Origin of the sequence: Microcoleus sp. MON1_C1 (assembly GCF_036701945.1) — a bacterium.
Lineage (GTDB): Bacteria > Cyanobacteriota > Cyanobacteriia > Cyanobacteriales > Microcoleaceae > Microcoleus.
Genome location: NZ_JAUBRO010000035.1, coordinates 58776 through 81618 on the forward strand (window position 1 = coordinate 58776; position 22843 = coordinate 81618).

The 22843-nt window shown below is 47.3% G+C and carries 14 protein-coding genes; 7 read left to right on the forward strand and 7 right to left on the reverse strand.

Annotated elements, in window-relative coordinates:
- Nucleotides 1–34: 34 nt before the first annotated feature.
- From QUA62_RS19745 to QUA62_RS19760, 4 genes are all read right to left on the reverse strand, one after another.
- On the reverse strand, nucleotides 35–247 hold the full coding sequence (locus QUA62_RS19745; RefSeq protein ID WP_333406160.1) for a hypothetical protein: 213 nt from the start codon (nucleotides 245–247) through the stop codon (nucleotides 35–37).
- A 41-nt stretch (nucleotides 248–288) separates the two neighbouring features.
- Nucleotides 289–519, reverse strand: coding sequence for a DUF433 domain-containing protein (locus QUA62_RS19750; protein WP_333406174.1), 231 nt, complete (start codon nucleotides 517–519; stop codon nucleotides 289–291).
- A 131-nt stretch (nucleotides 520–650) separates the two neighbouring features.
- Nucleotides 651–941: a hypothetical protein gene (locus QUA62_RS19755; RefSeq protein ID WP_333406162.1), complete on the reverse strand. Its 291-nt coding sequence runs from the start codon at nucleotides 939–941 to the stop codon at nucleotides 651–653.
- Nucleotides 938–1489: a DUF6036 family nucleotidyltransferase gene (locus QUA62_RS19760; protein ID WP_333406164.1), complete on the reverse strand. Its 552-nt coding sequence runs from the start codon at nucleotides 1487–1489 to the stop codon at nucleotides 938–940. Before QUA62_RS19760 ends, QUA62_RS19755 begins: the two co-directional genes overlap by 4 nt.
- Before the next feature lie 218 nt (nucleotides 1490–1707).
- Here QUA62_RS19760 and QUA62_RS19765 point away from each other — a divergent pair, with 218 nt between their 5' ends.
- The 6 genes from QUA62_RS19765 to cruG all read left to right on the forward strand — a co-directional run bounded on the left by QUA62_RS19765 (nucleotide 1708) and on the right by cruG (nucleotide 16155).
- Nucleotides 1708–4611, forward strand: a complete 2904-nt coding sequence (locus QUA62_RS19765) for a two-partner secretion domain-containing protein (protein WP_333406165.1) — start codon at nucleotides 1708–1710, stop codon at nucleotides 4609–4611.
- 65 nt (nucleotides 4612–4676) lie between these two features.
- Nucleotides 4677–7568 (forward strand): two-partner secretion domain-containing protein, encoded by a 2892-nt coding sequence (locus tag QUA62_RS19770; RefSeq protein WP_333406166.1) that lies wholly within the window; start codon nucleotides 4677–4679, stop codon nucleotides 7566–7568.
- Between the two features lie 65 nt (nucleotides 7569–7633).
- Nucleotides 7634–10552 carry an S-layer family protein gene (locus tag QUA62_RS19775; protein WP_333406167.1) on the forward strand — a complete coding sequence of 973 codons (2919 nt, stop codon included), beginning with the start codon at nucleotides 7634–7636 and terminating at the stop codon, nucleotides 10550–10552.
- A 120-nt stretch (nucleotides 10553–10672) separates the two neighbouring features.
- Entirely contained in the window at nucleotides 10673–13288 is a 2616-nt protein-coding gene (locus QUA62_RS19780) for a CHAT domain-containing protein (protein WP_333406168.1), read from the forward strand.
- 314 nt (nucleotides 13289–13602) lie between these two features.
- Nucleotides 13603–14544 (forward strand): gamma-carotene 1'-hydroxylase CruF, encoded by a 942-nt coding sequence (cruF, locus tag QUA62_RS19785; protein WP_006633939.1) that lies wholly within the window; start codon nucleotides 13603–13605, stop codon nucleotides 14542–14544.
- Between the two features lie 399 nt (nucleotides 14545–14943).
- Entirely contained in the window at nucleotides 14944–16155 is a 1212-nt protein-coding gene (cruG, locus tag QUA62_RS19790; RefSeq protein ID WP_333406175.1) for a 2'-O-glycosyltransferase CruG, read from the forward strand.
- Nucleotides 16156–16249: 94 nt separating this feature from the next.
- Here cruG and QUA62_RS19795 read toward each other — a convergent pair whose 3' ends face one another.
- The 3 genes from QUA62_RS19795 to QUA62_RS19805 all read right to left on the reverse strand — a co-directional run bounded on the left by QUA62_RS19795 (nucleotide 16250) and on the right by QUA62_RS19805 (nucleotide 18833).
- Nucleotides 16250–17083, reverse strand: coding sequence for an ADYC domain-containing protein (locus QUA62_RS19795; RefSeq protein WP_333406169.1), 834 nt, complete (start codon nucleotides 17081–17083; stop codon nucleotides 16250–16252).
- A 79-nt stretch (nucleotides 17084–17162) separates the two neighbouring features.
- Nucleotides 17163–17432: a hypothetical protein gene (locus QUA62_RS19800; RefSeq protein ID WP_333406170.1), complete on the reverse strand. Its 270-nt coding sequence runs from the start codon at nucleotides 17430–17432 to the stop codon at nucleotides 17163–17165.
- Nucleotides 17433–17879: 447 nt separating this feature from the next.
- Nucleotides 17880–18833: a calcium-binding protein gene (locus QUA62_RS19805; protein ID WP_333406171.1), complete on the reverse strand. Its 954-nt coding sequence runs from the start codon at nucleotides 18831–18833 to the stop codon at nucleotides 17880–17882.
- 240 nt (nucleotides 18834–19073) lie between these two features.
- Here QUA62_RS19805 and QUA62_RS19810 point away from each other — a divergent pair, with 240 nt between their 5' ends.
- Nucleotides 19074–22682, forward strand: coding sequence for a WD40 domain-containing protein (locus tag QUA62_RS19810; protein ID WP_333406172.1), 3609 nt, complete (start codon nucleotides 19074–19076; stop codon nucleotides 22680–22682).
- The last annotated feature ends 161 nt before the right edge of the window (nucleotides 22683–22843 follow it).

The following is a 22843-nucleotide window of genomic DNA, read 5'->3' on the forward strand; positions in this document are numbered from 1 at the left end:
AGAATACTCAGATGAGCTGTATCCAGTAGATATTTCATAGCTCATCTTGAGCTTCGAGGAGAGACTCATCCCCTTGGCGAATCGCTCGTCCATAGGCAAGTAGCTCCTCAAAGGCAGGTTCATCTTTGAAAGACCCTATAATTTGTTGCAACCAATTCGTCGGTTGAGAAGCCACAATTTGCTTCTGCAACTCAGTGAGCGCTGCTTCCACTACTGCAAGCCGTTCCTCTAAAGTGTTAATTGCCATTTGAGTATTCCCTAATTAATCCTTCCTATCCTAAAGTAATTTCATGCGGATAAGGTCGCAGTCATAAACCGACGCTCACGGTCAGCAGCATAAGCTATGCAGGCTTTTAAATCTTCTCGCGTCAGATCGGGAAAATCATCGATAATTTCTGCTTCGGTCATCTCGGAAGCTAGGTACTCAAGCACTTCATAAACCGTAATTCGCAAGCCGCGTACACAAGGCTTACCACCGCGTTTATTTGGTTCGATCGTGATGTGGTTTCGGTAGTTCATAGTTGGAATTATCGTCATTGTGTTCTCGACCTTTGCGAAATCTTAGCCTATGGCTGTGGCTCTGGCAAGGTTGTCAATCTTGTTTTTAATACGCTCGCCCAAAAGTTTTTTGAAATAGCGTAATCCAATTTTCATAGCTTATACATATAACGAAGTTCAAGTGCGTTACAAAAGCTATTCAGGCGATTCAGCAAAGCATTGTAATAGAGGTAGGCATCATCCCGTTCATCTTCAAGAAGAGCATACAGGGTCAGTTCTGGCTCTGCTGCTAGACCATCTTTAGGAACATCTAAGCCGGCTTCGGCTAGGCGCGTTGCTGCGATCGCGACTAACAATGACCCAACTGTATTCCTCTTACCATGATGAAGCTCGTCCAATCCAGGTAGAATTAGCTCCGCTCCCGGCAACTCATTCAAGCTCATGACTGTTCCTCCTCTGAGTTACCTTTAAAACGTTCGATGAAGTTCTCAACTTTGCTTCTAAGCAACTCAGGATTAAGAGAAGGGAATCGTATTAATTCGGGTGCAATGGCTTCAAAGCTATCACGTAGTTCTTCTAAGAAAAATAATTCATTTTCATACATGGCTTGAACATCTTTAATGTCACGGTCAAATCCCCTGGATAGTTTGGAGAGCGCTTGGGCTGTGAAGTCATAGTGATAAAACGAGATTTGACCGTGTTTGCCAATGAAGATGCTCCTGTCACGCCAGCCCGGCAGTGGAGGTAAGAAATCTTGTGGGGAAGCTAGTTCGATATTGATGTTCAATTCTTGTTTGATTTTGGCTATCGCTTGAAAGATGCCTGGGGGTTCAGGATCTAGACGAATATCGATATCAACTGTGGAACTCCGCCATCCAATCAGTAGGGCACTAGCACCACCCGTAAAATAAATGCAGCCTGAACCCTGAGCTTCTCTACCCAAGACTTCCATCAATCGTTCTATCTTCTGAGAGTCAACGTTCGGACGCATATTCTACACACATATTTAAACAGAAACAGATTTCCTCAGCCGTCGCACTGAAAAAAGCTATCTTTATTATATTTGGGAAAAGTCATTAGATTTGGGAAAAGTCCACTTTAGGGGTAAAGAGAGTCGCTCGAACACTGGGGCGCTCGCACTGATATAATCCAAATATATAATTCTGATGGAACCGGAAACGATATTATTTATCTAACTGGATTTAAGCTATGTCTCGCCTCTCTTCCGGCCTACTTTTTGTTTTCTTATTGCTATTTCCCTCGAAAACTTTCGCCCAAATCATCCCAGACAGTAGCTTGGGCCCGGAAAGTTCACGGACTGTTTCCGATACTATCAATAACATACCCTCAGATAGAATCACTGGCGGCGCAACTCGTGGCGTTAACCTCTTTCACAGCTTGCGCGAATTTAACATCCGTGAAGGGCGGGGAGCTTATTTTGAAAATCCCAGCGGAATTACCAACATATTCACCCGCGTTACGGGCGGCAACCCTTCTAATATTTTAGGAACTCTGGGAGTTTTAGGCAACGGCAACTTATTTTTAATTAATCCGAAAGGAATTATATTCGGCCCGAATGCTCGGTTAGATTTGCGCGGTTCCTTTATCGGTTCAAGTGCTGACAGTATTGTGTTTAATAACGGCGTTGAATTCAGCAGCACAAACCCGCAAACATCTCCCCTGTTAACCGTTAATATTCCCGTTGGTTTAAGATTTAGAGACAATCTCGGTGCAATTGTCAATCAATCGACGGCTGTAGGAAAGGTAAACCTGCCAGCCTCTGCTGTGCCAATCCCAATTAGCGATCGAGTTGGTTTAGCAGTAGATCCCGGTCAAAGTTTAGCACTGATTGGCGGTGACATTCAACTGCAAGGCGGCAATTTAACCGCCAGCGGCGGACAAATTTTACTCGGTAGCGTCGCCAGTCCCGGTTTAGTTGATTTTGCACTGACTCCTCCTGTTGCTCAGCAGGGGAATTTAGCTTTAAATTATGACAATATTCACAACTTCGGGAATATTCAAATATCCGATGGAACGCTTATCAACACCAGCGGAATTGGTGGTGGCAGAGTAGAGTTAAAAGGTGGAAATGTCGCCCTCAGCGGGGCGCGAATTTATGCGCTGACACTGGGAAATATTGATGGTAGAGGTATCGATATCAGCGCCCAAAAGTTACGAGTGGAAAACGGCACGCAATTTTCTACCTTGACTCTTGGAGATGGTGCAGGAGGCAATATCAATTTCCGCGCTGCTGATTCAGTAGAAATGAGCGGGCTGGGAGTTGAGGGCTATCAACAGCTTTCAATTAAATATTTGGTATCGGGAACTACAGACCCGTTTGACCCGCTATTTGTGCTGTTTAATGCTAGTGCTGGCGCTGGTTCGGGGGGGAATATTACGATCGACACCGGCCGCCTGCTCTTCAACAATGGGGTAGTAGGTAGCGGCATCACTTTTGGCGGTGGAAATGGCGGAAATTTAATCATTCGCGCCAATACTTTTGAGATGGTGGGTTCTGGAATTAACAACGGAACAGCTAAAGAAAGTAGCGGTGCGGGAGGAAGCATTAGTGTTGATGTCGCGAGATTAATTATGCGCGATGGTTCTATTCTGGGTACGACGAGCTACAGCAGCGGCCCGTCGGGCCATATCAAAATTAATGCTGCTGAATCAGTAGAATTGTCTAACAGCGGCCCGACAACAGTTGTGTCAACCGGAATTACCACCCTGAGTATCGGCTCTAACGGAAGGGCGGGGAATATTAACGTCGATACCAAGCGGTTGACTCTCTCTAGGGGCTCTGCGTTTACAGTAGGATCGGGTGTGTTAATTGGCAGGTTTTTGTTTTCTAGGGATGGGGGGCCTGCTGGAAATTTAACAGTTACGGCTAGTGAATCAGTAGAAATTTCAGGTATTTCTCAACTTTTGACCAGCGGAATTCAGAGTGCTAGTGCGCTGAGTTCTGGAACTTTGAGCTCTAGTCCGGGCGGGGATATTCGCATTGATACGCCAAGCCTAACCGTGCGCGATGGGGGGGTAATTTCTACGAGTTCTTTGGGGGTGGGAGATGTGGGGAATATTACTGTTAATGCCGATCGCATTGAGGTCAGCGGCAGCGGAAATAACGGTCTGTTTGTCAGTACAATTGATGCTTCCGTGGGCAAGATATTTGGTACTAATCCCCAGGCGACGGCAAATGCCGGTTCGTTGAATCTGAATGCCGCTCGACTAATTGTCAGAGATGGAGCTACAGTCACGGTGCAGGCTACGGGAACCGGACGCGCTGGTAATATTAATGTTGTCGCAAATTCGATCGCTCTTGATAACAAAGCGATGATTGACGGTACGACTGTATCCGGTACAGGAGCAAATATTAACCTGCAAGCGCGAGACATCCAGTTGCGCCGCAACAGCCGAATTACTACCGATGCAGGCACTTCTGACGGCGGCAATATCAACATCAACAGCGACATTCTTGTCGCCCTCCCGCAAGACAACAGCGACATCACAGCCAACGCCCGCACAGCAGGCGGCGGCCGCGTGAATATCAATGTTCCCAATGTTTTTGGTTTTACCGCAGCGAGTCGCGAACAAGTCAGAAACAGGTTGGGGCTCAGTGACGCCGAATTTGCAGCGTTGCAAGTAAGTCCTACATCTCTGCTTCCCAGCAGCGACATCGCCGCGATTTCCCAAAGTGGCGGCCCGGCTTTGCAAGGGGCGGTAACCTTTAGTTCTGTGGGAGTGAATCCCGTTCAAGGTTTAGTGGAACTGCCGCAAAATGTGGTCAATCCGGCTGCCTTAATTGCTGCAAATCCCTGCATCCAAGGGGCCGAGAACGAGTTTACTGTGACGGGGCGGGGGGGATTGCCACCGAGTCCTCACGAGGTTCTCAGCAGCAATTCTAGCCAGTTTAATTGGGTGGAACCAGCGGTAGGTGGAAGTCAGCAAGTAGAAGGCCAAAAAGCATCCATAGAAGTTCGACCAAGAGAAATTATTCCCGCTCAAGGTTGGGTAATGGACGATCGAGCACAAGTAAGGCTGGTAGCCTATAATTCTGGTGGTGGTGCATCTATTCGCAGTCCGAAACCGACGGGTGTTTGCGTACCTCAATAGGTACTCTTTAGGTTTTAGCTAACCCCTCCCTATTTTTCTAATATTAAATTAACCAGACTTCAAAGATGCGCCGCCAATCTTCCGCCCTATTTTTTGCATTCTTACTGCTGTGTCCTTTCCCCGCGATCGCCCAAATCATCCCCGATAATAGCTTGGGTGCAGAAAGTTCGCGCACCGAAACCGACAGGATTAATAATTTACCCTCAGACAGAATAGAAGGCGGTGCAACTCGCGGAGCAAATTTATTTCACAGTTTACAACAATTTAACGTGGGTGAAGGCAGAGGAGCATATTTTGCCAATCCTAACGGGATTGCGAATATTTTTACCCGCGTTACTGGTGGCAATCCTTCTAATATTTTAGGTGTGTTGGGAGTCGAAGGAAATGCCAACTTATTTTTACTTAATCCCAAAGGGATTGTCTTTGGTCCCAATGCGAGGTTAGATTTGCGTGGTTCCTTTTTAGCAAGTTCTGCTGATAGCGTAGTTTTCAATAACGGCTATCTATTCAGCAGCAGCAATCCGCAATCATTGCCCCTGTTAAATGTCAATATACCGAGCGGTTTAAATTTTCGAGAAAATCCGGGTAAAATCATTAACAATTCAGCAGCACCCGCCTTGAATTTACCACAATTACCCCCGGGAATGCCGCCGATTTTCAATAACATGGGCTTAGCAGTTGGGCCCGGAAAAACTCTCGCCCTAGTGGGCGGAGATATTGAATTAAATCAGGGAGCACTCACTGCATCTACCGGACAGATTTTGCTGGGTAGCGTCGCTAGTCCAGGGATGGTTGGATTGGGGGTAACGCCATTTGGGTTAAATTTAAACTATGACAATATTTCCAACTTTGGTAATATTGAAATGACCAACGGCTCACTGATCAACACCAGTGGAATCGGTGGCGGCAAAGTTGATATTCGAGGTGGAAATGTCAACATCAACAAGGGGCGAATTTATGCACTGACTTGGGGAAACATCGAGGGCAGGGGCATCGATATTAACGCTCAAAATTTTCTAGCCCAAGGTGGAACGCAAATCTCCACGCTGACAGCAGGAAGTGGTGCCGGAGGCGCTATAAACCTCCGCGCTACCGACTCGGTACAAACGATCGGCCTTGGATTAGAGACCTATAGAGTGTTTGGTGGTAGCTATTTGGTATCTGGCTCGTTCAAGCCTTTTGACCCACAAATTGTTCTGATCTCTGGCACTATTGGCATGGGAAATGCCGGAAACATCACGATCGACACGGGAAAACTGCTGATAGAAAACGGAACCGCATTGACTAGCACCACATTAGGTGCTGGCAACGCCGGAAATATTAGCATCCGTGCCGGGGTTTTCGATCTGGTAGCTTCTGGAATCAACAGCGGCACACTTTTGGGGAGTACGGGTAGGGGAGGAAATATCACCTTTGAGGGAGAACGTTTAACCGTGCGGGATAATTCTGCTTTTATTAGCATTACCCGCGATCGAGGAGCATCGGGGAATATCAACATTAAAGCTTCTGAATCAGTAGAAGTGCTGCAGACTCCCGCTGGAAGTCCCGTAGCAACCTTAATCGGCTCAAGTGCGGCTGGTGTGAATGGGCAAGCCGGGGACATTAATATCGACACAAAGCGGTTGATTATCTCTGAAGGAGGCGGAATTGGTTTATCTAGCGGAACGATTGTGGGCAACCAACCGTTAAATACAACGGGCGGGCGCGGAGGTAATTTGACAGTTAGGGCCAGTGAGTCAGTAACAATAGAGGGTATTTCTGGAGTTTTGGCTAATGGGAGTCGGAATCCCAGTTTCATTTCCGCTGATGCCAACGCTGCTAATCGGGGAGGGAGTATAAATATTTCTACACCCCTACTGACTCTCCGGGGTGGGGGAGTTATTTCTACTGCATCTTTAGGCAAAGGAGATGCCGGCAGTATCACGATCGATGCGGACCGTGTAGAGGTGATTGGTAATGGGGGTCAAGGTGAATTTAACAGTCAAATTCAGACTTCCGTTGGGATTGCCTCTCGCGTTAGAAATCCCAATGCTACGGCTAACGGAGGTTCGTTGAATCTGAATGTCGGGCAATTGATTCTTCGCAATGGGGGAACACTTAATTTGCAAGCCTTGGGCTCGGCTCGGGCTGGTAACATTAACGTGAAAGCAGACTCAATTTCCCTTGACAACCAAAGCAGCATTGACGGTAGAACGGCATCCGGTGCAGGAGCAAATATTAACCTTGAAGCACGGGATATCCAGTTGCGCCGAGGGAGCAGAATTACAACTGATGCAAGTATTTCTGAGGGTGGCAATATCAACATTAAAAGCGATATTCTGGTTACTCTCCCCAAGGAAAATAGCGATATTACTGCTAATGCGCGATCGGCTAAAGGTGGTCGGGTTAATATTAATGTTCCCAATGTTTTCGGGTTTAGAGCAGTCACTCGCGAACAGGTTCGAGCGAGTTTGGGATTAACAGATGCTCAATTTGGTGCGTTGCAAGTAAGTCCGACTTCTCTAATTCCTACCAGCGATATTGCGGCTATTTCTGAAAGTAGCGGCGCGGCTTTGCAAGGTACTGTAACATTTAGGGCTTCTGGGGTGCATCCTGCTCAAGGTTTAGTGGAACTGCCGCAAAATGTGGTAAATCCGGCTGCGTTAATTGCTGCAAATCCCTGCATCCGAGGGCAAGCAAGCGAGTTTACCGCTACTGGTAAAGGAGGAGTGCCACCAAGTCCTAATGATGTTCTCAGCAGCAATTCTAGCCAGTTTAATTGGGTGGAACCAGCCGTAGGTGCAAGTCAGCAAGTAGAAGGCCAAAGAGCATCCATAGAAGTTCGGCCAACAGAAATTATTCCTGCTCAAGGTTGGTTAATAGATGAGCAAGGAAAAGTAACCCTGGTAGCCTATAATTCTGGTGGTGGTGCATCTCTTCGCAGTCCGAAACCGACGGGTGTTTGCGTACCTCAATAGGTACTCTTCAGGTTTTAGCTAACCCCTCCCTATTTTTCTAATATTAAATTAACCAGACTTCAAAGATGCGCCGCCAATCTTCCGCCCTATTTTTTGCATTCTTACTGCTGTGTCCTTTCCCTGCGATCGCCCAAATCATCCCCGATAATAGCTTGGGTGCAGAAAGTTCGCGCACCGAAACCGACACAATTAATAATTTACCCTCAGACAGAATAGAAGGCGGTGCAACTCGCGGCGTTAACCTCTTTCACAGTTTACGCGAATTTAACATCAGTGAAGGGCGGGGAGCATATTTTGCCAATCCCAGCGGAATTGCCAACATCTTCACCCGCGTTACTGGTGGCAATCCTTCTAATATTTTAGGAACTCTCGGAGTTTTGGGAAACAGTAACTTATTTTTAATTAACCCAAAAGGGATTGTCTTTGGCCCCAATGCGAGGTTAGATCTGCGTGGCTCATTTATCGGTTCAACTGGTAGCGGAATTCTTTTTGATAATGGCTTTGAATTTAGTGCAGCTAATTCTAATGCAGTGCCATTGTTAGCAATTAATATTCCTGTGGGTTTAAGATTTAGAGAAAATCCCGGCACAATTGTTAACTCTTCCCAAACAATGGCCCCCAAATCAGCCTTACCGCCACTACCCATAGAAATTCCGGCTTTTGAAAAACTCGGTTTAGCAGTAGACCCCGGTCAAACTTTAGCATTAATTGGCGGTGACATTCAACTCCAAGGAGGAAATCTAACTGCTTATACCGGACAAATTCTTCTAGGTAGCGTCAAGACTCCAGGTTTAGTGCAATTTGAACCAACAACTTTAGGTCTGAATTTAAACTATGGCAATATTCAGAACTTCGGCAATATTGAAATGAACGGTGCATTTATAAATACCAGCGGATTAGGAGGTGGGAAAGTCGATATTCGAGGTGGAAATATTAATCTCAATGGTTCAGGAATTTATGGACTGACACTCGGAAATATCGATGGTAGAGGCATTGACATCTATTCCCAAAACTTGCGAGTAGAGGGGGGAGCGCAAATTTTCGCCTCCACACTGGGAGAGGGGAGAGGAAGCGATATCAACATCCGCGCTACTGACTCACTAGAAATGATTGGGTTGGGAATTGAGGGCTATCAGCAGCTTACAGAAAATTTTCAGACATCTGGAACAGGCAATCCCTTTATTTCGCAAATTGTTCTGTTTACTAGCGCTATTGGCAGTGGAGCCGCCGGAGACATTAACCTTGAAGCCGGACGGCTGTTGATGAGCAATGGGGTAGTGGGCGGTGCCCCCACCTTTGGTGCTGGGAATGGCGGAAATTTGAATATCCGCGCCAACACCGTCGAACTCGTCAGTTCAACGCTCTATAACGGAACAACGAACGCAACCACTGGTCAAGGCGGAAACATCACTGTGGAAGCCCAACGGTTAATTCTGCGCGATGGTGGTGCTTTTGCCAGCTTCAGCCGTAGTGATGGAGCATCGGGGAATATCGCGATTAAAGCGAGTGAATCTGTGGAATTGTCGGGTAGTCTTCCTGTAGGTCTAGGGCAAACTCGGCTCGGCACGAATACTTTTGATAGTAATGGAAAAGGTGGGGATATTACGATCGACACTAAGCGGCTGAGTGTTTCTAATGGAGCCACAATTAGTTTAACTACGGGTGCGATTTTTGGCGAAGTCGTGTTTTCTACAAGTGGGGGGACGGGAGGAAATTTAACTGTGAGAGCCTCCGAGTCTATAGAAGTCAGCGGCGAGTCAAGATTTTTGGCGAATGCGGGCTATGTAGCAAGTTCTTTTGTTACTCAAACTGCAAGTTCTGGTAGAGGTGGAGATATCCGCCTCTCAACACCTAGACTAACTGTGCAGAATGGCGGGGTTATTTCTGCGGCTTCTTTGGGTATAGCAGATGCAGGAGATATTACAATTAATGCCGATCGCTTAGAAGTGCAAGGTATTGGGAGCAACAGTCGGTTGAGGAGTGGAATTGAGGCCTCGGCTGGTAGGGCGTTTAATGCTGTCAATTCCAATGCTAGCGGAAATGCCGGCTCGTTGAATTTGAATGCTAATCAATTGATTCTTCGGGATAGCGCAGTCGTTAATGTTCAGTCTTTAGGAACAGGTAGGGCTGGCAATATTAATGTTGTAGCTAACTCCATTGCCCTGGAAAATAAAAGCATAATTGATGGCACAACAGTCACTGGTTCCGGTGCTAATATTAACCTCAAAGCGCAAGATATTCAGTTACGGCGCGGTAGCCGAATTACCACCGATGCAGGTATTTCTGACGGTGGTAATATCAGAATTAATAGCGATATTTTGGTAGCTTTACCCCGAGAGAATAGTGATATTACTGCTAATGCTCGCACAGCTAGGGGCGGACAAGTTACGGTCAATGTACCAAATATCTTTGGCTTTACAAGCCTTAACCGCGAACAAGCTAGGAGTAGTTTAGGACTGACTGATGCTGAATTTGCAGCGTTGCAAGTAAGTCCGACTTCTCTAATTCCTACCAGCGATATTGCGGCTATTTCCCAAAGTAGCGGCCCGGCTTTGCAAGGTACTGTAACATTTAGTGCTTCTGGGGTGAATCCTGCTCAAGGTTTAGTGGAACTGCCGCAAAATGTGGTCAATCCGGCTGCGTTAATTGCTGCAAATCCCTGCATCCGAGGTGCCGAGAGCGAGTTTACCGCTACTGGGAAAGGAGGAGTGCCAGCAAGTCCTAATGATGCCCTCAGCAGCGCTGCATCGCCGTTTCCGTGGGTGGAAGAGGCAGGAAGAGATGCAACGAGCAATGTAGGGGATTTAACGGATGTAGCAGATAGACCGAAGTTGGAAGAAGGGGAAATCCGGGATCGGGAAGTTGTTCCGGCGCAAGGTTGGGTAGTGAATGGGAAAGGAGAAGTTACGCTTGTTGGATACAATCCGGGTAATGCTGCTGACTCTCGCAATCCTCGGCAGAATTATGGTTGTGTGCCGCGTTGAAATTAGGTTTTTTTTAACCGCAGATGTAGGCGGATTAACGCGGATTAACGCAGATAAAGAATAAGATGTATTTGGGTTAGTTAGTATGTGTGTCTGCATCTGTAATTTTATTTTTAAAATATGAAGTTTACTCGATCGCTCCGGCAAGTAATTCTGTTATTTGTGATTTCCTGTCTGCTAGCAGTTGCGATTCCTCCCGGAGTTGCTCAGGTTAATCCACCACCAGCGGTGCAGCTTGTCCGTCAAGCTCGAACTCTTTACCAAGAGGAACGTTTTTCGGAAGCTGTACCGCTGTTGCAGCAAGCGGCGGCGCAGTTTGAGGCAAAAGGCGAAAATCTCGATCGCGCCGCAGCTTTGAGCAATTTAGCTGCAACCTACGGGCAGTTGGCGCTTTGGGAACAAGCAGAACAAGCTGTGAATTCGAGTTTGTCGGCTGTGCGAACACAGGCAAAAACTCCCGAACAGCAGCGGATTTTGGCTGAAACTCTCAACATTCAAGGACAGTTGCAACTCGAACGGGGGCAGACTCAAGATGCGATCGAGATTTGGACGCAAGCTGCTAAAATTTTCGAGCAAATTGATAGAAAAAACCAAGTTTTTCAAGTTCAAATTAATCAAAGTCGGGCTTGGGAAACTCTCGGACTTTACCCCAGAGCTTGCAAAATTCTGTTAGCTTCTTTCAAGCTGGAAAACCAAACTTGCGAAGTTTCGACAGAGGGTTTGGAAACTTTGAAAAGTGGGTTGGTTTCCCTCGAACAAGTCCGGGCAATTCATGCTTTAGGGCGGGTGCTGCGGGTTTTGGGACAACTCGAACGATCGCATGATGTGCTGTTGGCTGGACTCGAAGCAGCCCAAAAATTAGGTAGCCGACCAGAGGAGGCTGCAATTTATCTCAATCTGGGCAATACGGTACGGGCTAAAAGCAATAAACCGGGTTTGACACCCGAACAGCGGGGTGATTGGGAACGCTTTGCCCTAGAGTATTATGCTCGATCGATCCAGGCGATGCCGGATCGATCTCTCCTACAAATTCAGGCAAAGTTAAACCAATTGAGTTTGTTGGTCGATAGCCAAGATTGGTCTAAGGCAGAGGTTTTGTGGCGTTCCATCGAACCTCAAGTCGCTCAATTTGGGTCGAATCGCGCTGGACTTTACGCTCAAATCAATCTAGCTCAAAGCTTGATGAAATTAGCTCAGTCGCCTGCGAAAACTTTGAGTTTAAGCGAGATTGACACAATGCTCGATCGCTCTGTCGAACCAGCAAACAGTTTGGGCGACAAACGAATACAAGCTTATATTCTGGCAGCTAAAGGCAAACTATCGGAAATCCAACAGCAGTATCAGAAAGCGGAAAATCTCACCACTGAGGCTTTGAGTTTAGCACCGACGTTTCAATCTCCCGATATTGCTTACCAATTGTTTTGGCAACTGGGACGGATTGAGAAAGCTCAGGGGAATACAGAAGGGGCGATCGCTCAATATACTCAAGCTGTGAATGTACTGTCTTCTCTGCGGGGCGATTTGGTGACAGTCAATCCCGAAGTGCAATTTTCGTTTCGGGAAAGTGCCGAACCGGTTTATCGGGAATTAGTCGGGCTGCTTTTGCAAGAGGAATCTCCCAGTCAAGCTAAATTGAAACTGGCGCGCCAAACGGTGGAATCTTTGCAGTTGGCGGAATTGGACAACTTTTTTCGGGATGCTTGCGCTGATGCTAAACCACAGTCGATCGAGGAAATCGATCCTACAGCGGCGGTGATTTATCCGATTATTTTGAGCGATCGTTTGGAGGTAATTTTGTCAATTCCCGGCAAACCTCTGCGCCGCTACACTACTAGGAAGTCTCAAGCCGAGTTGGAAACTGCCTTCAGACAAGCCAAAAATGCCATCAGGCCTGCTGCTTTCCCCCGCGACAGGAGGCGACCCGTTGAACAGGTTTATGACTGGTTAATCCGCCCCGCAGAGGCGGATTTGGCGGCTAGCGGGATTAAAACCCTGGTATTTGTGCTCGACGGTTACTTGCGGAATCTGCCGATGGCTGTGCTGCACGACGGTGAAAAGTTTTTGGTAGAAAAATACAGTATTGCTTTGGCGCCGGGATTGCAACTGCTGGCACCGAAACCGCTGAGGGAAGTCAAGTTAAAAGTGCTCACCGCTGCCCTCTCGGAAGCGCGTCAAGGCTTCTCGGCTTTGCCGGGGGTGAAGGAGGAAATTCAACAAATTGCAGCCGAGATGCCTGCGAGTTCGCTGCTGAATGAAGATTTTGTCAGCGGGCGGTTGCACGATCGAATTAAAGCTTTGTCTTACCCGATCGTCCATTTGGCAACTCACGGTCAGTTTAGCTCGAATGCTGCGGATACTTTTATTGTGACTTGGGATCAGAAAGTGAATGTTAGGGAGTTCGATCGACTGCTGCGATCCCGCACTGGGGAGAAACAACAGCCGATCGAACTTTTGGTTTTGAGTGCTTGCGAAACTGCTTCGGGCGATAACCGCGCGGCTTTGGGTTTGGCCGGGGCCGCAATTCGATCGGGTGCCCGCAGCACCGCCGCCACCCTTTGGCAAGTCAACGACGAATCTACAGCTATCTTTATGACTGAGTTTTACAAACAACTGGCTTCTTCTAAAACCAGCAAAGCTGAAGCCCTCCGCAACGCTCAATTAACTCTGCTGAAAAACCCACAGTATCAGAATCCCTATTTCTGGGCACCTTTCGTGCTTGTGGGCAATTGGCAGTAATTTATTGGAAGACTGAAGGCAGAATGATTTAGTTATCTACCAGAGGTAACGGAGGCGCGTAACGGATATAACGGATAGAAGTCCGAGGGAAGAAGGGCATTCGGCACTTATGCCACCAATCCCTCGCCAAGAAACCGGGTTTCTTAGAAATATAAGGGGTTTAGCAACGAGGTAGCCAGTCAGAAACGGGGTTTCTCGGCCCTGGGTGTAAGTTTTGGAAAAATGCCGATCGCGAGTTGGTGTTCGTTTTTTGTTAAAGATTTGTAAACTGTTAGGAAGTGCTTTCTGCATCTAATATTTTTTCGAGGAGTCCCATGAAGCAACTTTTGATTGCTGAGCGCTTTTGCTTAATTGCCCACGTCTTGTCAATGGCTTTTGGATTGGCAGGGTTGCTGCTGATTTTACCCCGTCCCGAATTGGTGATGAGTTTGCCACCAGCAGGGCAAACGCTATTCCAGTGGGGGATGGCTGGGGGTGGAGTAGTTTATATCATCTTTGGTGCTGCAGCGGTTGCTCTCTATGCCTTGCGGACGTTGGGCACGGGTGCAACTCTGGCTTTTTTACTGCCTTCTGTGTTTTTGTCCTTGAGTAGCGAGTTGTTGGGAACGAGTACGGGTTTTCCCTTCGGCCACTACCACTATTTGAGCGGTTTGGGTTACAAAATTGCAGGGCTGGTTCCGTTTACAATTCCCCTGTCGTGGTTTTATCTGGGACTGGTTTCATACATAATTGCTCGCGCTGGAGTAGCTGGCGGTAAAGGTGAACTCAACTGGGTGCGCCAAATAGGGGCGATCGCCCTTGGTGCTTTGCTGCTAACAGCTTGGGATTTTGTACTAGATCCGGCGATGAGCCAAACTTCTGTGCCTTTTTGGGAGTTTGAGGAACTTGGGGCTTTCTTTGGGATGCCTTACCGCAATTTGGCTGGCTGGATGGGTACGGGGGCGCTATTTATGTCTGTAGCAGCTTTCTTCTGGAGAAAAACACCGATTAAATTAGAGCGATCGGAATTGGGTTTGCCCTTAATTGTTTATTTGGTAAACTTTGCTTTCGGAGCAATTATCACTGTAACTTCGTTGGATTCTCGGTTCTGGTTCCCGACATCGCTAGCGGTGCTTCTGGGCGTAGTTCCGGCGATCGCGTTAAGCTGGATCGCTAAACCCGCAGCAGGTGACGTAACCGAAACAATGCCGTCTTTGGATACATCTGTTATCACGGCTGAAATTCCTCCTCAGCCCGTGGGCGTTTTGCGTAAGTAAGTTGCTAGCGAGCAACTGCGGCTGATTTAGCAAAAATTTACACTAAATTTTGAGCTAGTTTAAAAACCCGGTTTCTACAAGAAACCGGGTTTTTCAGCGGCGATTTTTTCATTCCCAATTCCTGTAATATGTTTGAGGTCAAAATTTTATTAAATTTTTAAATTGATACCACTTACAAAAAAAATTAACTGTAAATAAGCTCCCAATCCATATCCCAATACGGTTCAGTTAAGCTCGATCTCCCTGGCACCCCCCTTAAAAAGGGGGGACAAGAACTTACTCAAAGTCCCCCTTCTTAAGGGGGATGCGAGGGGGATCTCCGAGGAATAAATAGTTTTAACCCAACCGTATTGACCCATATCCAGTAAGTCATTCCCAATTCTTCAATTGTTTAAGAGTATGGTTTTCCCGATCGCCCCTCACCAGTTCCCCGAAGTCCTGACAAGTATCATCCCTGTCGCACTCCTGCTGCTGCAATTGCCCGCCGCAGCCATTCTGATGTCGCGTTTGATTAAAGGCCCATCGCGCATCCCGCCCCTGGAACCCGATTCGCCGACGCTGGATTTGTTAGGTTCTTGTACTGCGGTAGTACCGACTTTGAACGAAGCCGATCGAATTTCGCCTTGTTTGGAAGGATTAACCAGCCAAAGTTACGAACTCCGAGAAGTAATTGTGGTTGACAGCTATTCGGTAGACGGAACCGGAGATTTAGTCAAAGCAGCAGCACAAAAAGACCCCCGGTTTCGCCTGATTAACGACGATCCGCTGCCGGCGGGCTGGGTAGGGCGTCCCTGGGCGCTGAATGCAGGTTTTTTGGCAAGTTCCGAGAAGTGCGAGTGGATTTTGGGCATCGATGCGGATACTGTGCCGCATCCAGGTTTGATTGCGAGTTTACTCAAAACGGCGAAAGCTGGAAATTACGATTTGATTTCGCTGTCGCCGCAGTTTATCCTCAAGTATCCGGGGGAGTTGTGGCTGCAACCTGCTTTGTTAATGACTTTGGTTTATCGGTTCGGGCCGACGGGGACGGGCGGGGATGTGCCGGAACGGGTGATGGCGAACGGTCAGTGTTTCTTGTGTAAGCGCGAGGTTTTGGTGGCATTAGGGGGCTATGAGGTCGCGAGGGGTTCGTTTTGCGATGATGTGACTCTGGCTCGCTATGCGGCTGCTAAGGGCTTTAAGGTGGGCTTTTTGGATGGGGCTAAGGTGTTGCAGGTGCGGATGTATGAGGGGGCGATCGAGACTTGGAATGAATGGGGTCGATCGCTGGATTTGAAAGATGCTGCTTCAAGCGGTCAAATTTGGGGCGATTTGTGGCTGTTGCTGGCGGTTCAAGGTTTGCCGGTACCGATTGTGTTGTGCTATTTGCTGTTTGGTTCGCTGCCGCCGGTTGGTGTCTTTCCGCACTTTTGGCTGTTGGGATTGAATGTATTTTTGGTTGCGGTGCGATCGGCTTTGTGTTTGGCGATCGCACCTTCCTACGATACAACTGGGGCATCGGGTAAATGGCTGTTTTGGCTGTCACCTTTGGCCGATCCGCTGGCGTTTTTGCGAATTCTCATTTCTGCTTTAAATCAGCCTACTCAGTGGCGCGGCAGAAAGTATAATTAGGCTGGAGCAACTGGACATAATATAAGAACACAACAATGTTGTGTCCCTACAAAATCTTGACAAATATAGTTTTCAGTTTTTATCCTTCGATACGCTAAGGGCGTTTTCTTACCAGCGAATCATTGAACAGTAAGGAATCTGATTGATTCTGTTTCACTTTTTCAGCAGTTGTCCAACCACCGCTCTCATTAATGCGCTCCTTAAGTTTGTTAGGACATTCTTGGCGAATTTCAGATAATGTATCATACCATCTCGGTCGATTGATAAAAGTCGCACCCTCTGGACTCCAAGCTGCTTCAAACACCATCCCGCTGTTGGGGGTTTTCTTTTGAATACCAAGCTTGTCATAGATGTCAATGGGAGTTCCCTCTCGCGTGTGGCCTTTGCCGTTGCCGCAGTAATCGGCTCGTGTCATGCGCGTGCAAGCTTGGTGATAGTCTCGGAGTGACTTTCCTTTGACATTCTTCCAAGGTTTGTAGCCGAAGCGAACGCACTTAGCTAGAACTCCACTTGTACAGCCAAATGTCATGAGAGCGCTCGATTCTGTGTGCTTTCCTGTCTCATCCCACGAACCCGTCAGCGGAATTGCCTTGGCGACATTCTCGGCATCAGGAGTACACAAATTCTTCCATTGAGAATCAGCAGAATCTAGATAAAAGACTGTGTAAAGATAGGTTTCTTTTTCGCGGTCTTTTGGGTCGAGTTCAACATCTTTGATTTGAAAGTTCAGCTTTCTTCCCTGCTCGTCAACTGCGTTAAACTGTGCGCCTTTTAAGTCTTTGCCTTTAACAATTTCAGTCTTCGGGGAAGTGGCGCTGGTGTCTAGTTCGGTTTTATACGTGCTGTTTTGATTCTTTGCAAACACTCCACAGCTAACAAGCAACACCGGAAAAACAACCACAAAACTGTATATAAATGTCTTTTTCATAGTTTCAATTTCTGCCAGAGGTTCAGATACCCGGCTTCTTTGAGAAGTCGGGTATCTGGGTTTTAGTTATCTTTAGCAACTATTCAGCAGCAACTCGCGTTACGCCTACAAGCTGTCCACCTTCGACTTTAAGGCTTTGCAATTCCATGCCTTGCAGTTTTGTGGCTTGCATACTCGTGCCCGGGAGCACGACAGCCTTCAATCTCACGCCGTTGTGCCCGCCGTTCAGACTCCAGCCGTTCCACTTGAGGCCCTGGATCACGATTCCTGGCCCTGCGTTAGCCGACCCAGAGAAAGCTAAAGAGAGTGCTGCTGTAGCGAGGGCGATCGTTAATACACTTTTCTTCATGGTGAAAATCCTCAACTGTGTTTTCAAGACGTTGCCTATTTGCTGCAATGTTTGAGCTACTAATTTTCGCAACCGATGGCTTGCAGCTAAAGAGAGGTTGTTTTCCCTCTAATCCCATCTACAAATTCATCAAAACACGCAGATGACCGAGATCGAGACTGAGAATGTACTGACTTGTGACCGACTTTCGAGTAACTTGCTTTGAGACAGTCGGCTTGGCTTGTGTGAGAGGGGAAAGAGAGCGATCGCTACTTCGATACTCGGTACGAAACGCCGAAACAGTTTCCTCAGTTGCTCAATTGGTCTTAAATATTTTTCAGGGCAACAGGAAAAGATTATACAGGTGTCGATAGGTAGGAAGGTGATGTGATAGAGGGATAGGGTGAAGGCGTCTTTTCCAACTCTCTCCATCACCTCACCCAATTTTCCAATTACTGAATCGGTGTTCTAAGGAGCCTGCCAACCCAATCCTGTGATGGTGGTTATGGCGGGACCGTTGTTGATATTGAGCGAAAACGGGCTGACCCCTTTCACAACGCCAATCCGTTCGTCTACAAGAATCGGATTAGGATTATCGATGTAGATTCCTACACCTGAAATGCCATTGCCAAGGTTTACACTCTTCAATGAATAGTTCACGCCTCCTTTGAGCTGGATAGTATCCGTGCCTGGGGTAAAGTCGTTAATCAAGGCGTAGCCATTCTGAGGTGGGATGGGAAGAGTGCGATCGTCGTAGTAAATATTGCTGGCATCCCCAAGGATAAATTTATCAATCCCACCACCCCCAATCAGAGTATCAATCTCGCCTCGACCGGGATTAGACGCAAAGGGATTAACTCCACCCAGAATGTCATTATCCCAACCCCCATCCAGGAAGTCGTTGCCACTGCCACCGATCAGAGTATCATTGCCGTTGCCGCCAAATAAGTCGTCGTTATCTTCATCACCAAATAGGCTGTCATTGCCAGTGCTAGCTTGTAGGCTGTCGTTGCCACTGCCACCCCGGAGGGTGTTATTATGAGCCCCCCCATCCAGGAGATCGTTGCCACTACCACCTTCTAGGGAGTCGTTACCATGGTCGCCGAATAGTTCGTCATCGTTAGATCCGCCATTGAGTGTGTCATTATCATCGTTACCCAGGAGAATGTCGTTGCCAGAGCCGCCAAATAGTCTGTCTCGACCCCTGTTACCACTGAGGGCATCATTACCTTCACCCCCAAACAACTGGTCATTGCCTGCACCATCACTACCAGCATCGCCCTCCAGCTGGTCGTTGCCAGACCCACCATATAGATAGTCATCTCCCTCAAAACCATATATTTTGTCAGCTTCATCAGTTCCAACTAGCTTTGGCTTGTCGATACCGTTGTCGTTGAAGCTGGTGCCTATGATAAGTGCCATTTCAGTTGCTCCTTGTTTTGAAAGACTTAATGCAAGGGTCTGTCGCCATCGCTACTCGCTGTTTCCTAGCTGCTTAGCTAAGTGTTTTTACTCAGATCGAGAACCCGCATCGAATCATCTGAACTCTACTAAATTCATCAAAACTTGCCGTTGACCGAGATCGAGACCGAGAATGTACTGATTTGTTACCGACTTTTGAGTAACTTGCTAAAATCTGCATAACTTTCGGGGGAATAGGGTATGTCACGATCGCTCAAAGTTCGCAGTGACTGCATTCAGATCGCCAAATTAGCCCTCAAGCGCAATGGCTTTCCCAGCCAAAGAGCGTTTGCTGAAGAATTAGGACTCGCTTTATCCACTCTCAGCAGGTTCCTCACAGGAAAAACCGTTGATTATGCGACGTTTGTGGAAATTTGTGAAAAATTGGCGATCGATTGGCGAGAGATATCTGACTTGGGCGATCGGGTTCTATCCCAGTCTGTAGACGTGAAATCCTCCCTCTTGATGGCCAACAGACAACAAGATTGGGGCGAGGCACCGGATGTCTCGGTTTTCTACGGTCGTAGTGACGAACTGACGACTTTAGAGCAATGGATTGTGCAGGACAATTGCCGTTTGGTGGTGCTGCTGGGGATGGGAGGGATTGGCAAAACCGCTCTGGCTGCCAAGCTTGCCCAAATGCTGCAATCAGGATTTGAGTATGTCATTTGGCGAAGTCTTCGCAATGCCCCCCCTGTAGAAGAGATATTAGCAGAACTGATCCAATTTCTCTCTAACCAACACCCCCCCAACCCCCCCTTAGTAAGGGGGGGCGAAGGGGGGGTATTGCCAACCAACAAAGAAGGCAGAATTTTGCGGTTGATCAATTATTTACGCTCCTGGCGCTGTCTGCTAGTTTTGGATAATGCTGAATCAGTTTTGCAAGCAGGCGATTCCCTGGGGCATAGCTTTGCTTCACCCACGGGACACTATCGAGAAGGATATGAAGGTTACGGTGAGTTACTCAAATGTGTTGGGGAAACAAATCACCACAGCAGCTTGATATTAACCAGTCGCGAGAAACCACAAGGATTAGCCGCCTTAGAGGGCGAAACACTACCCGTTCGCTGCTTGCAACTGACCGGTTTACCCGAAGCTGAAGGACGAGAAATTTTCTCTGCCAAGGGGTCTTTTACTGGGTCAGAAGATGAATGGACAAGCGTGATTTCACGCTATGGCGGGAATCCCTTAGCTTTAAAGATAGTAGCTTCAGGGGTAACAGAGTTTTTTGATAGCAGTATTTCTCGCTTTTTAGAATTTTTAAAGCACGGTTCGTTTATTTTTGATGATATCCGCGATTTGTTAGAGCGGCAGTTTCAGCGACTGAGCGATATAGAACAAGAGATTATGTACTGGTTAGCCATCAATCGCGAACCAGTGTTGTTAGAGGAATTGCAAGAGGATTTTGTCTCCCCGATATCACCTAGCGAACTTCTACAGGGACTCGTTTCTTTGCAACGTCGCTCATTGATTGAAAAAATCGCCGATGCTTTTACACAACAACCTGTAGTCATGGAGTACATAATTAGTGTATTAATTGAGCGAATTTGTGAAGAGATTGCCCGTCAAAAAAAATTCCTGTTCAGTCGTCACGCTTTAGTCAAGGCTCAAGCCAAAGATTATGTGAGGGAGACTCAAATCCGCCTCATTCTTAAACCAGCGATCGAGAGAGCGATCGCGCTTCTTGGCTGCCCAGAAAATCTGGAAAAGTGCTTAGTTCAAATTCTATCGTTGCTGCGTGGCAAATCGCCGCAAGAGACAGGTTATGTCAGCGGAAATATTATCAATGTGCTGCGCCAATTACAGGTAGACTTAAGCGACTATGACTTTTCCTATCTAACAGTTTGGCAAGCCAACCTACAGAGAGTGAACTTGCATAATGTCAATTTTGCTCACTCAGATTTGGCTAAATCGGTTTTTTCTGAACTCTTAGTGAGCGTTATGTCTGTAGCATTGAGTCCGGATAGCCAACTTTTGGCGACGAGTAGTTCTGATTGTAAAATTCACCTATGGCGAGTGCGAACGAGTCAACGGCTTCATACCTTGATAGAACATACCAATCAGGTATTTTCAGTCGCCTTCAGTCCCGACGGTCAAACTTTAGCCAGTGGCAGTTTCGATCACTCAATGAAACTATGGGAGATCAGTACGGGTCGCTGCTTAAGAACTTATACCGGACATAGTAGTGGAGTATATTCAGTCGCCTTTAGTCCAGATGGTAAAACTTTAGCCAGTGGCAGTCTAGACCACACGGTAAAACTTTGGGATGTCGCAACAGGTAACTGCCTAAACACTTACACCGGACATAACGATCGGGTTTACTCAGTTGCTTTTAGCTGTGATGGTAAGACTTTAGCCAGTAGCAGTCACGACCAAACAGTGAAGGTTTGGGATATCAGCACCAGTAGAGAACTAAGAACTTTTACTGAACATACTAAAGAAGTATTTTCAGTCGCTTTCAGTTGTGACGGTAGGACGTTAGCCAGTAGCAGCAATGACTCCACGGTGAGGCTGTGGGATGTCAACACTGGACGCTGGCTGAAAACTTTCACCGGACATAGTAATGGAGTATTTTCAGTTGCCTTTAGTCCAGATGGTAAAACTTTAGCTAGTAGCAGTTTTGACTTCTCGATCAGGCTTTGGGATGTAGAAACAGGCATCTGCCTGCGAACTTGCACCGGACATACTAATTGGGTACTTTCAGTTGCTTTGAGTTCGGATGGTCAAATCCTTGCCAGCGGCAGTATAGACCAAATGGTGAAGTTATGGGATGTGAAAACAGGTAGGTGCTTAAAAACTTTTACTGGTTACAGTAATGTGGTTTACTCGGTTGCCTTTAGTCCTCAAGGTAAGACCGTAGCGAGTGGCAGTGGTGACCATAGGGTAAGGCTTTGGGATGTTAGCACTGGTGAATGCTTGAATAGTTGGTGCGGACATACTGCTCAAGTATTTTCAATCGCTTTTAGCCATGATGGTAATACCTTAGCCAGTGGTAGTTTTGACTCTTCGGTCAAGCTTTGGAATGTGAGTACGGGTGAATGTTTAAATACTTGGCACGGACATACTAATTGGGTATTTTCAGTTGCTTTGAGTCGGGATGGTAAAACTTTGGTCAGCGGCAGTATAGACCAAACGTTACGCTGCTGGGATGTTAGTACGGGTGAATGCCTGAAAATTTTGACGGGACATAGTGATGGGGTATTTTCTGTCGATTTTAGCTGCGATGGTCAGACCTTAGCTAGTGGTAGTTTAGATGGAACGGTAAGGCTGTGGGATTTTTGTACTGGGCAATGTCTGAAAATTTGCAGCGGACATAGTAACACGGTCTATGCTGTTGCTTTCAGCCCTGATGGAAACACTTTAGCCACTGGCAGTGCTGACAATACGATGAGGCTGTGGGATGTCAGGACTGGCGAATGCCTGAAAATTTTTACCGGACATACTAATCAAGTATGTGCGATCGCTTTTAACCCGATCTCCCTCAACTCTCCTTACCAAGGACTCTTGGCGAGTGGCGGTTATGACCGAACTGTGAAACTATGGGATGTCAGCACTGGTAGTTGTTTAAGAACTCTGACCGGACATAATGATGAGATATGGTCGGTTGCTTTCAGTCCAGATAATCAAATTCTGGCAAGTGGCTGTGCGGATGAAACGGTGAGGCTGTGGGATGTCAGGACAGGTAAGTGCCTAAAAACGCTGAAACCTGCCAAACTCTACGAAGACATGAACATCACTGGGGTTACAGGTTTAACTGAAGCACAGAAAGGGACGCTGATAGCTCTCGGCGCGATCGCTCATGGGGAATGAGTCGGGGGCGATGGCTCGATGTGAAAGATGCTGCTTCTGGCGCTCAAATTTGGGGCGATTTGTGGCTGTTGCTAGCGGTTCAAGCCCACATTCCGCACCCCAACTGTCACATGGGGTACGGACTGGCAACGGCTCGTGAGTTGTGGGTCTGGCAACCAGAG

Bases quoted from the DNA above. Each gene is read 5' to 3' on its own strand.
- QUA62_RS19755 (WP_333406162.1), bottom strand. From the start codon at position 941: ATGAGCTTGAATGAGTTGCCGGGAGCGGAGCTAATTCTACCTGGATTG.
- QUA62_RS19750 (WP_333406174.1), bottom strand. From the start codon at position 519: ATGAACTACCGAAACCACATCACGATCGAACCAAATAAACGCGGTGGT.
- QUA62_RS19810 (WP_333406172.1), top strand. From the start codon at position 19,074: ATGTCACGATCGCTCAAAGTTCGCAGTGACTGCATTCAGATCGCCAAA.
- QUA62_RS19745 (WP_333406160.1), bottom strand. From the start codon at position 247: ATGGCAATTAACACTTTAGAGGAACGGCTTGCAGTAGTGGAAGCAGCG.
- QUA62_RS19780 (WP_333406168.1), top strand. From the start codon at position 10,673: ATGAAGTTTACTCGATCGCTCCGGCAAGTAATTCTGTTATTTGTGATT.
- cruF (WP_006633939.1), top strand. From the start codon at position 13,603: ATGAAGCAACTTTTGATTGCTGAGCGCTTTTGCTTAATTGCCCACGTC.
- QUA62_RS19760 (WP_333406164.1), bottom strand. From the start codon at position 1,489: ATGCGTCCGAACGTTGACTCTCAGAAGATAGAACGATTGATGGAAGTC.
- QUA62_RS19765 (WP_333406165.1), top strand. From the start codon at position 1,708: ATGTCTCGCCTCTCTTCCGGCCTACTTTTTGTTTTCTTATTGCTATTT.
- QUA62_RS19800 (WP_333406170.1), bottom strand. From the start codon at position 17,432: ATGAAGAAAAGTGTATTAACGATCGCCCTCGCTACAGCAGCACTCTCT.
- QUA62_RS19775 (WP_333406167.1), top strand. From the start codon at position 7,634: ATGCGCCGCCAATCTTCCGCCCTATTTTTTGCATTCTTACTGCTGTGT.
- cruG (WP_333406175.1), top strand. From the start codon at position 14,944: ATGGTTTTCCCGATCGCCCCTCACCAGTTCCCCGAAGTCCTGACAAGT.
- QUA62_RS19795 (WP_333406169.1), bottom strand. From the start codon at position 17,083: ATGAAAAAGACATTTATATACAGTTTTGTGGTTGTTTTTCCGGTGTTG.
- QUA62_RS19805 (WP_333406171.1), bottom strand. From the start codon at position 18,833: ATGGCACTTATCATAGGCACCAGCTTCAACGACAACGGTATCGACAAG.
- QUA62_RS19770 (WP_333406166.1), top strand. From the start codon at position 4,677: ATGCGCCGCCAATCTTCCGCCCTATTTTTTGCATTCTTACTGCTGTGT.